We start from the raw sequence: 9371 nt of genomic DNA, 5'->3' as shown, positions 1-9371 counted from the left end.
GAACCAGCGGTGACATTGATCAACAAACCTTCATCCAAGGCAAGACGCACCAATTCGCCACAGGGTCGATCCAGCACGACGCCAATCATCAAGCCCCGACCACGCAGTTCAAGCACAGCGGACTGACCGGCAAACACCGCCCGCAAACCACTGTGAATCCGCTCACTCAACTGTGCCGCACGTGAAACGAGCTGGTCCCGCTCAATCACGCTCAGAACCGTATGCGCAACTCGACAAACCAGGGGGTTGCCACCAAAAGTCGAACCATGATTGCCCGGCGCGAACAGGGTCGCGGCCTTCCCTGCGCCAAGACAAGCGCCAATCGGCACACCGTTCCCGAGACCTTTGGCCAAACTCATAACATCAGGCAACAAGCCTTCTTCATGCTGGAAGCCGAACCACTTCCCGGTACGACCGATGCCGGTTTGCACTTCATCGACCATCATCAACCAGTCATGCTGGTTACATAATGCACGAATACCACGTAAATATCCCTCGGGCGCCGCACGGACACCACCCTCGCCTTGAACGGGCTCGACCAGAACTGCCACGACGTTGTCGTGTAACGCTGCCATCCGCTCGATCGCTTCCAGGTCACCATAGGGCACGCGCAGGAAGCCGGCAACCAAGGGCTCGAACCCCTTTTGGATGGCCGGATTCCCGGTCGCGGCCAGCGTGGCCAGCGTCCGGCCATGGAAACTATTCTCCATTACCAGAATCTGCGGATTTTCGATCTGCCGTTGATGCGCAAACAGCCGCACCAGCTTGATTGCAGCCTCGTTCGCTTCCGCCCCTGAATTGGCGAAAAACACCGATTCCATGCCGGAAATCTCGGCCAACTTGTCGGCCAGTCGGGATTGCCAGAGCACCCCGTAGACATTGGATGTATGAATGAGGGTCTGTGCCTGATCACAAATGGCTTCACTGATATCAGGATGGGCGTGCCCCAAGCCCGTCACTGCGATACCGCTCAATGCGTCCAGATACTCGCGCCCTGCCTCATCCCACAAGCGCGCACCCTCGCCACGAACAAACGTAACCGGCTGCCGGTTATAGGTAGACATCAAATGGCTGCTCATTTGGCTGCTCTCATCTGAATATTCATGGTGTGATGCTCCTGACCAATGCATCTAGTGACGTAATGTAAATAAAGATACAACAAATAAAGGGGATTCGAGCCCCCTTTGTTTGAGCTTATCATAAAAGCAGAAACCTTCCTCGTGTATACGCGACTCAAAACACGATGTGCCCTGCTAGAATAAACACGCCAATGCGGCCAGACCCTTACCGGAATCGAGCTGTTCATTCCCCCTTCCTTGTCGAGAAAAATCGTATGACAGCCCAATCAAGTGCCCGCGCCGATGAGCTGCTTAAGTTCAACCAATTATCCGACCAATGGTGGGATCAGGACGGTGCATTTGCCGCGCTTCACGCCATCAACCCCTTACGCATCCGGTTCATAAGCCAATATGCCGAACTATCTGGTGCTCGCGTGCTTGACGTCGGTTGTGGCGGAGGGATTCTAAGCGAAGGACTCGCGCAGGAAGGCGCGAAGGTCACTGCATTGGATCTGGCTGCCGATGCGTTGCAAGCGGCAAAAAAGCACGCGAATGAACATGGTTTGAATATCGACTATCGTCTGGAAGACATTCTTTCGTTTGCCGAAACGCAGGCAGGCACCTTTGATCAGGTCACTTGCATGGAAATGCTGGAACACGTCGACCAACCCGAGTCCATTGTTCAAGCATTGGCCAAAGTAGTTAAACCGGGCGGATGGGTGTTTTTATCCACTTTGAATCGAAATCCGAAATCATGGTTATTCGGCATTGTTGCAGCAGAATATCTGCTCAAATTGGTACCTCGTGGCACGCATGATCACAAGCGGTTCATCAAGCCGTCCGAACTGGCACACATGGCCCGTCAGGTCGGGCTCACCCCCGTGGCGTTCAGCGGCATTACCTACAACCCCCTTACCCGTTCGTATGCACTGAATGCGCAGGATCTGGACGTAAACTATCTCATGGCCTGCCGTCGCCATGAGATTTGATGCAAAGCTGCCCTCCAATCAGACTCAGCCCATTCAAGGCGTGCTGTTCGACCTCGACGGAACCCTAATTGATACGGCACCCGATATGGCGCTTGCCCTCAATCGCCTGAGATTGGAGTGCAACCTGCCCCCCTTGCCTTTCGATCAGATTCGCCCACAGGTCTCCAATGGCGCGCGGGGGCTGCTGGAAATCGGCTTTCAGCTCGGTCCGGATGATCAAGGCTTCGTTATTCTTCGTGACCGTTTCCTGCAGCTCTACCAGCAGGATATTGCGGGTGAAACCCGACTCTTCTCAGGGTTCGATGAAGTGATTGACTGGTTGAATCAACAAGAAATGAACTGGGGCATCGTGACCAACAAGCCAGGTTTTTTAACCCGGCAACTGTTAAAGGCACTTGATATCCAGCCCTTGGTAGTGATCGCGGGCGATGACCTGCTCCGGCGCAAACCCTTCCCCGACCAACTCATTTATGCCGCGGGACATCTACGGCTACCACCACAACGCATCATGTATGTGGGCGACCATGAGCGCGACATACAAGCCAGCCGCGCCGCACATATGCCCTCGGCCGCCGTCCGTTGGGGTTATCTGGATGGAGAACGCCCTATCGAGGACTGGCTGGCCGATGTCATACTGACAACTCCCACCGATCTGCTCGCCTTACTTTCGCCAACATCAAACCCACACTAAAAATCCACACTCAAAATTCAAGGCTGCAATCCATGTCACGATCCGTACTCGAATTTCTACCATGGCCGATTTCAATTCATGACATACATCCTTCAGAGCCATTGGAGGGATTCGCGGATCTCATGAGTTTCTACAGAGAACAGCTACCCCGACTGCGGCCCGGTCACCACAATCAGATCGGAGCTAGTGACCCGGCAAAAGCCGCTCAAATCGATGGCCTGATCATGGCGCTCCTACTGGTGGATGGCTTGCTTTGCGCCCGGACGGATCATCAGGCAAACAAACCGCTGCGCCTGCCTGTGAATGAACTGGCCGAATACCGAGTGAATGCGGATCACTTCGAGCAACAAACAGTGGATTTCGCCTGGCGCCGCCTGTGCGAACGCCATATCCGTCGCAGCCGGGATTTACTCCAGGCATCTGCCCTGTTGGGCAAGCCCTGGCTGTCTGGCATAACCTACCGTTTTTGTATTGCACGTACCGAGCAGGTACTCCGCGAGGTTCAAGTTGATCCGGCCACCGCCTATACCGGCGGTAGAAGCCAGAAAATTATGGACCGGCTCACGGCGATGGTGCGAATTCTGTGGCGCACCCTCACCGGTCGCCGTTAAAAAAATAGTGTACTGTTTCGCTCTTGGAGGCACATTCAGCGAGTCGCTGGCCGATTAGATGCAAGGCGCGCTCGCGCCGCAATGGCCATCCCAATGCAAGCGAGCGCAACGCCGCAGATGATCGGCCAGCGGCTCGCCCGAAGGGAGTCCTCCGAATGTGCCATGACGGCGTTGCCGTGCTTGCCAAGGGCATGGCCATTGCCTGCGTACGGCGCCTTGTCCTGGCGCATTCGGAGGGCTCTGAAAGCACCTCCAAGAGCGAAACAGTACACTGGAACCAATTCACGGTGAGATTAAGAGCGTCATATGAGAAATTCACGATTCATTCCTTTTGTTGCCGGCATCTGTTTATCGCTGATGGCCGCCGGCACTACTTTTGCGGCCAGCTTCAAGGTGGGCGACCGGGTATTCATTCCACTTTATTCCGAGAACCTGCTGGATGACGGCTACGCTGATGGCATTATCCAGCGCATCAATGCCGATGGCACCGTGAATATCAACCTGTCTGATGTCGTTAACGGCGAAGACAAGACCATGTATGGTACCTGCAGCCCGTCGGGTGCTTCCGAGCAAATCATGACGGCACCGACGGCTCGCGCGAAGGAGGTCGTCAACGACGTGCCCACCGACAAGATTTTACCTTGGACGATCGGGCAATTTCAGTACGTCGAGCGGGAAAATCTCTCAACCACGCTGCAACGCTGGTTGGGTAGTGGCATGGCCATCACGCCCAATTCGCTGGATATAGCCGATCGTCGGGCGCGTGAGCTGGATTTGCCCCGACTGCGTGTCGTTATCGCCATTGCCAAACTGCAGGTGGAATCCACCGGCGGGAATGGCTTTCCGGTACCGGCCAGCCGTGCCTTGCATGGGGCGGCAAAAATGCTCGATGACGTTGCCGCACTGGTTCAATCGCACCCGAATGCGGTGTCGGATGCGGCCGCCATCCTGGCAAAAACAGCCCCACCGCACAGCAAGGATCTGCTTGTCGAAGCCATCGTGCACATCGCGGAATTAACGCAAAAGCAGTTGGCGCAGTTAGCCAGTGATAACCCCGACCCAATGAAGGTCGAGGGGTACACGCCCGCCCAACTGATTGCCATCTACGCAGGCTATTACCGGATGATGACGGCAAACGATACCCAGCCCTATGAGAACGCCAAGGTCGCTTACTTCAGCGACAAGGTGGCGCAGGCTATCCTGGGTGGGCATTGGCCGGAATTATAGGCCGGGCTATTTACGGTTGTAGTTGCCGTGTTTCAGCATGTTCCCGTCGGGCTGCCTGATAGACCTCGCGGGCTGCGTCCAGATTCATCAGGAAAATTCCCAAGCCTACGACCAGATCGGGTAAAGCCGAATGCCACACGAGGGTGAGCAAGCCCGCCGCGATGATGGCGACGTTGGCCAATGCATCGTTTCGGGCGGAAAGAAAGGCCGCGCGCGTCAGACTGCCCTGGTGATGCCTGAACCGGACGAGCAGGAAGGCACAGGTCAGATTGACGAACAATGCTCCCAACCCTGTCAGGCTCAAATCAAAGGCATCGGGTGGCGCCTGACTGACGACCTTGTTCCAGGCCATCCATAGAGTAGCAATTCCCGGAACGAGCAGGAGGCCTGCGAGGAACATGCCCAGTCGGGCACGGTAAGCGAGGCTGAGCCCGATGCCGATGAGAATTAACAGGTTGATTGCAGTGTCTTCCAGAAAATCGATGGAATCCGCGAACAGGGAAACCGAGCCGATCGACTGGGCGACACCGAATTCCACCCAGAAGTAACTGAAGTTCAGCAAAGCCACCCACAGAACGGCTCGTCGCAATGGGCTGTGCCTATCGAGCTCACTCATGCTGTTTGATCGCGGTTTTGAATTGTTCTTGTTGCGCCGGGCTGGCTTCACTTTGGTAGCGCTTTTTCCACTCGTCGTAGGGCATACCGTAAATCGCCACGCGCGCATCGTGGTCGCTCAGCTTGGTACCCCTTTCCTCGGCGGCTTCGCGATACCAGCGTGACAGGCAGTTACGGCAAAACCCGGTCAGGTTCATCATGTCGATATTCTGTACGTCGGTTCGTTCTTGCAGATGCGCGACCAGACGGCGGAAGGCGGCGGCTTCCCACTCGGTTTTGTCTTTTGCATCAGCGGTTGGGGTGTTGTGTTCGTTCATCGGTGTTTTTCCAGCGTTGATTGAAGTTCGACAGAAGGGCACCTCGAAAAACCTACTGCGCGACCCGATTGCTGCGTTGGGCGGTGCTCGCTCCCTCGCCTATCTATTTGATATGTCTCGGTCGCTGCGCTCCGGCCGCCTTGCACTCGGGCCGCTCGTGACGGTTTTTCGAGGTACCCAGAATTGTTCAGGCAGGTGTCCGGGTGACCAGCGTCACGGCGTGCAGCGCGCCCGAGGCCAAAGAGGGCGCCAGTATCTTGTTCACGCGCTGGTGCTGTTGCAGCATGGTTTTACCTGCAAATTCGGAACTCACCACCGTGATCTTGAAATTGCAGCCTTCGCCTTCGGGGTGAACCTCGGCATCGGGGATTTCATTTTGAATTATGGAAACGATTTCGGCGGGATTCATGGCATAACCTCAGTCTATGTGCGTGGTTAAAAACAGCCAGTCTGTTGCACAAATGGTGTGCTTACTTTTTCTGTATTAATCGAGAAGTGATTTTAGCGGCAAACCGATCACGTCGCTGCGCCAACCGGTTGTGAGTTTGTTCGGGGCATCGGGTGCGCGTATCAAGCGGAGCATATCGTCTGTAGTCGCGAGCAAGGAGGGGCTTATTTCCATTTGCTTGCTGAGTTCCTGCACCAAAACCTGCATACGGCCAAGAATGGCATTCGTTTCGGGATCGGTTCGTTGGAATGCCTGCCACTGGGGGAAAGCTTCTGGCGGCAACTGTTTGGCTCGCTCGATGGTGGCGCGTAATTCATCGACTTGTTGGTCGCTCAGGTGATGTCGTGCAATTTTGGGGTTCAACAGGTTGGGCCGGAACTGACGTGAGCCGGCCAGTTCCAGCGCCTGCTCGTCACTTAAGACCCAGCGCCGGGGCAGGTTGAGTTCGCGTGCCCATGCTTCCCGCCAGGTCGTGATTGCATCAAGTACGGCGCGCTGCGCAGCGCGCAAGGTCTGTTGACCGCGTACCTTGCGCCAGAGACCGGTCATCTGGGGTTGGAAACGTTGGGGGTCGCTCAGTGCAGCACACTCCTCGTCGAACCACTCCAGCCGGTTTCTGGTGGCCAACTGCTCGCGAAGCAGGGGGTATAAGCTGCGTAAAAAGCGGACGTCGTCGGCCGCGTAGTGTTGCTGTTCTGTCGTGAGTGGACGCTGAGCCCAATTCGTTCGGCTTTGTGATTTGTCGAGTTCAACATTCAGCAGGCGATGAACAAGGTTGGCGTAGCCGATTTGTTCGCCAAGCCCTAAAAAGGCCGCAGCGATCTGGCTGTCCCGCAGGGTTTGCGGCAGGGCGCCGGAGTGAAGATAGATCAGTTCCAGATCCTGCTCTGCGGCATGGAAGACCAGTGGGGAAGATGTTCGGTTCAGTTCATGCCACAAAGGTGCCAACGGTACGGACAGCGGATCGATCAGCCAGATGGCGTCGGGGACGGCGATCTGTACCAGGCATAGTTGCGGGAAATAGGTGGATTCCCGCATGAACTCCGTGTCGATTGTGGCCCAGGTTGATTCGAAAAACTGGCCACAAACGTCTTGCAGTGCCGATGAGGATTGAATTAACCGAGGCTGTTGCGCAAGCCCGAACCTGTCCGTGATAGTCACGAGCTCAGGGCAGAGCCTTGATGGATTCGATCAGGACGGTTTTTTTCGGCACATCCTGAGGGAAGGGGCCTGCTGCACCGGTCGGCGTGCTGACAATTTGATCGACAACATCCATGCCGGAGGTTACATGACCGAACACGGCATAGCCTGCACCCTGCCGGGTGGGGGCGCTGTAATCCAGAAATTCGTTGTCGGCCACATTGATAAAAAACTGGGCCGTGGCCGAATCAGGATCGCTGGTGCGCGCCATGGCGATGGTGCCGCGCCGGTTGCTCAGGCCGTTGTCGGCTTCGTTGACGATCGGCGCTTGGGTGGGTTTCTGGCGGAAATCAGGTTTGAAACCACCCCCCTGAATCATGAAACCGGGTATGACGCGATGGAAGATCGTGCCGTTGTAAAACCCGGATTTAACGTAATCGAGGAAGTTCGCGACCGTCTTGGGTGCTTTGGCAGGTTCCAGTAAAACGGCAAAGCTACCCATGTTCGTGACGATTTGCACGGAAACGGGTTTTTCCTTCGTTGAAGTGAGTGTTGATTCAGCCGCAAAAGCAGATGTGCCGAATAAATTGGCTAGGGCTAAGGCGGTGAGAAGGCGTCGGGTTTTATTCATCGCGTTGTACGCGCTCCAGTCGCTCGTGCCGCTCCTGTGCCTCAATGGTCAATGTGGCAATCGGGCGAGCCTCAAGGCGGCGTATGCCGATCTCATCGCCGGTTTCTTCGCAAAAGCCGTAGTTGCCATCGGCAATTTGCCTTAAGGCTTTGTCGATTTTATTGATCAATTTGCGATAGCGATCGCGGGTACGCAGCTCCAGTGCGGCATCCGACTCGAGCGATGCCCGGTCGTTGATATCCGGTTCTTGCCAGTTTTCTTCACGTAGGTGATTGACTGTTGTTTCGGATTCTTCAAGTAATTCGTCGCGCCAAGTCAACAGCTTCTGCTTGAAATATTCGAGCTGCATGGGGTTCATGTATTCTTCGGATTCCGAAGGCTTGTAACCGGGTGGGAGCGTGACTGCCATGTAACAAAACCTCATTCCGACGCGCGTTAAGCGTGCCGTTGTCTAAAAAACCAAACGCGCAGCCAATGGAAAATACTGCCGACGCGCAAACAACTCGTGAGTATAGGTATACCGTCCAACCTGCGCAATCCTAGAATGATGTCCGTCGCCAAGCGGCTTTGATGGCGGGGCTCAGCGCGTGGACAACTCATGTCCGCTGGAAAATTGCCAGGTGCGCGTAATGACGATTTGATCGAAGCGGGCGGCCAGTGCGGGCTGAAAAGGCGGGTAAGGAGAGGCCTGCTGAACCAATCGCCGGGCCGCTGTATCGATTTTCGAATTGCCCGATGAGTGCTGGATGGCGATATCCAGAACGTGACCCTCTTTGTCGATCTTCACGGCAAGAATCAACTGCCCGGATATTTTTTGGGAAATCAGGTCTTCGGGGTAGTGCGCGTTGCCATAGGCTTCGACCTGTCGCTTCCAGTGCGACAGGTAATCACCGGCTGGGCCTTTGATTGTTCTGCTGGTCAAAAAACCGGTTTTCAGGGAGCGACTCACGGCCTCGTTCAGGCGGTTGAAGGCATCCGGCGCGGCATTCGTGATCGGTGTGTCGGTGTTGCCGTTATTGCCTTCAGTGGAAATGCCTTTGCCGGGTTTTGTTTTTTGCAGGGTGTTGGTCTGTTCTCCGGCTGTGCTGGCTTGAGCCTGAATTGTTACTTTGTCTTTGATCTTTTCGGATGGCGTGGGGCTGGCATCGTTGGTCTTAGCAGCCAGCGGGGCATCCAGCGACAGTTCGATCGGGCGGGGTGGTGGCGGACTGGGCTTGTCGCCGGTGAAAAAAATGGTGAGAAACACGGCGTGAACAACCAATGCGATGAGCAGTGCGGCGCCGAAGCGTTTGTCGCTATCGATGAAGTTTTGATCGAGTGCCCAATGATCCATCATTCTTCCTTGCGGTTGCGCGTATGCCGGAGGCGCATTGCCTGAGTCTTATTGCTAGAGTCGTTCGCTTTGGCTCTTTCCCTGCTGATCCAGGCTAGTCCGGGACGAGGTGGGTAGAGGTCAGACCGTCGACAGGTTCGACGAGGTGCAACTTGTCCTGCATACGTTGATTCATCCAGAGTTGGCCGGTTTCTTCCATGAACAGCACACCGTCGAGTTTGAGTTTGCGCACCATGTCGGGTACCTGTTCCGGTTCCAGCATCATGACACCCTTGGTCGCGCCATCACTGATTGCGTAATGGTTTGCCCAT

General features: G+C 55.5%; 13 protein-coding genes. 4 read left to right on the top strand and 9 right to left on the bottom strand.

Translation table 11 applies throughout. The annotated features are described in order from the left end of the window. Positions 1 to 1079, bottom strand: a 1079-nt coding sequence (locus M7R55_RS07850) for an aspartate aminotransferase family protein (protein WP_298219863.1), incomplete at its 3' end; no start/stop codon positions are given. Between the two features lie 254 nt (positions 1080 to 1333). On the opposite strand from M7R55_RS07850, the gene ubiG reads away from it, so the two are divergent. From ubiG to M7R55_RS07830, 4 genes are all read left to right on the top strand, one after another. Beyond that, positions 1334 to 2047, top strand: coding sequence for a bifunctional 2-polyprenyl-6-hydroxyphenol methylase/3-demethylubiquinol 3-O-methyltransferase UbiG (gene ubiG / locus M7R55_RS07845; protein ID WP_298219862.1), 714 nt, complete (start codon positions 1334 to 1336; stop codon positions 2045 to 2047). After that, on the top strand, positions 2037 to 2738 hold the full coding sequence (locus M7R55_RS07840) for an HAD-IA family hydrolase (protein WP_298219861.1): 702 nt from the start codon (positions 2037 to 2039) through the stop codon (positions 2736 to 2738). Before ubiG ends, M7R55_RS07840 begins: the two co-directional genes overlap by 11 nt. Before the next feature lie 122 nt (positions 2739 to 2860). Further along, entirely contained in the window at positions 2861 to 3349 is a 489-nt protein-coding gene (locus M7R55_RS07835; protein WP_298219860.1) for a hypothetical protein, read from the top strand. 306 nt (positions 3350 to 3655) lie between these two features. Then, positions 3656 to 4576: a hypothetical protein gene (locus tag M7R55_RS07830; protein ID WP_298219859.1), complete on the top strand. Its 921-nt coding sequence runs from the start codon at positions 3656 to 3658 to the stop codon at positions 4574 to 4576. 10 nt (positions 4577 to 4586) lie between these two features. Here the strand turns inward: M7R55_RS07830 and M7R55_RS07825 are convergent, their stop codons facing one another. From M7R55_RS07825 to M7R55_RS07790, 8 genes are all read right to left on the bottom strand, one after another. Beyond that, positions 4587 to 5192, bottom strand: a complete 606-nt coding sequence (locus tag M7R55_RS07825) for a cation transporter (protein WP_298219858.1) — start codon at positions 5190 to 5192, stop codon at positions 4587 to 4589. After that, positions 5185 to 5508: a DUF1244 domain-containing protein gene (locus M7R55_RS07820; RefSeq protein WP_298219857.1), complete on the bottom strand. Its 324-nt coding sequence runs from the start codon at positions 5506 to 5508 to the stop codon at positions 5185 to 5187. The genes M7R55_RS07825 and M7R55_RS07820 overlap by 8 nt, the downstream gene beginning before the upstream one ends. A gap of 187 nt (positions 5509 to 5695) precedes the next feature. Next, positions 5696 to 5917 (bottom strand): BolA/IbaG family iron-sulfur metabolism protein, encoded by a 222-nt coding sequence (locus M7R55_RS07815; RefSeq protein ID WP_298219856.1) that lies wholly within the window; start codon positions 5915 to 5917, stop codon positions 5696 to 5698. A gap of 75 nt (positions 5918 to 5992) precedes the next feature. Beyond that, on the bottom strand, positions 5993 to 7117 hold the full coding sequence (gene rnd, locus M7R55_RS07810; RefSeq protein ID WP_298219855.1) for a ribonuclease D: 1125 nt from the start codon (positions 7115 to 7117) through the stop codon (positions 5993 to 5995). Positions 7118 to 7121: 4 nt separating this feature from the next. Continuing rightward, positions 7122 to 7727 carry a peptidylprolyl isomerase gene (locus M7R55_RS07805; RefSeq protein WP_298219854.1) on the bottom strand — a complete coding sequence of 202 codons (606 nt, stop codon included), beginning with the start codon at positions 7725 to 7727 and terminating at the stop codon, positions 7122 to 7124. After that, complete coding sequence (gene dksA / locus M7R55_RS07800; protein WP_012823400.1) at positions 7720 to 8136, bottom strand: RNA polymerase-binding protein DksA; 417 nt, start codon at positions 8134 to 8136, stop codon at positions 7720 to 7722. The genes M7R55_RS07805 and dksA overlap by 8 nt, the downstream gene beginning before the upstream one ends. A gap of 171 nt (positions 8137 to 8307) precedes the next feature. After that, entirely contained in the window at positions 8308 to 9063 is a 756-nt protein-coding gene (locus tag M7R55_RS07795; RefSeq protein ID WP_298219853.1) for an energy transducer TonB, read from the bottom strand. A gap of 91 nt (positions 9064 to 9154) precedes the next feature. Then, positions 9155 to 9371: hypothetical protein (locus M7R55_RS07790; RefSeq protein WP_298219852.1), on the bottom strand; the 217-nt coding region annotated here is incomplete at its 5' end.

Source organism: Halothiobacillus sp. (assembly GCF_027346185.1).
Lineage (GTDB): Bacteria > Pseudomonadota > Gammaproteobacteria > Halothiobacillales > Halothiobacillaceae > Halothiobacillus.
Note: the sequence above shows the minus strand (reverse complement) of the source record. Positions and strands in the feature narration are given on the sequence as shown.

Bases quoted from the DNA above. Each gene is read 5' to 3' on its own strand.
- ubiG (WP_298219862.1), top strand. From the start codon at position 1,334: ATGACAGCCCAATCAAGTGCCCGCGCCGATGAGCTGCTTAAGTTCAAC.
- M7R55_RS07840 (WP_298219861.1), top strand. From the start codon at position 2,037: ATGAGATTTGATGCAAAGCTGCCCTCCAATCAGACTCAGCCCATTCAA.
- M7R55_RS07835 (WP_298219860.1), top strand. From the start codon at position 2,861: ATGAGTTTCTACAGAGAACAGCTACCCCGACTGCGGCCCGGTCACCAC.
- M7R55_RS07830 (WP_298219859.1), top strand. From the start codon at position 3,656: ATGAGAAATTCACGATTCATTCCTTTTGTTGCCGGCATCTGTTTATCG.
- M7R55_RS07825 (WP_298219858.1), bottom strand. From the start codon at position 5,192: ATGAGTGAGCTCGATAGGCACAGCCCATTGCGACGAGCCGTTCTGTGG.
- M7R55_RS07820 (WP_298219857.1), bottom strand. From the start codon at position 5,508: ATGAACGAACACAACACCCCAACCGCTGATGCAAAAGACAAAACCGAG.
- M7R55_RS07815 (WP_298219856.1), bottom strand. From the start codon at position 5,917: ATGAATCCCGCCGAAATCGTTTCCATAATTCAAAATGAAATCCCCGAT.
- M7R55_RS07805 (WP_298219854.1), bottom strand. From the start codon at position 7,727: ATGAATAAAACCCGACGCCTTCTCACCGCCTTAGCCCTAGCCAATTTA.
- dksA (WP_012823400.1), bottom strand. From the start codon at position 8,136: ATGGCAGTCACGCTCCCACCCGGTTACAAGCCTTCGGAATCCGAAGAA.
- M7R55_RS07795 (WP_298219853.1), bottom strand. From the start codon at position 9,063: ATGATGGATCATTGGGCACTCGATCAAAACTTCATCGATAGCGACAAA.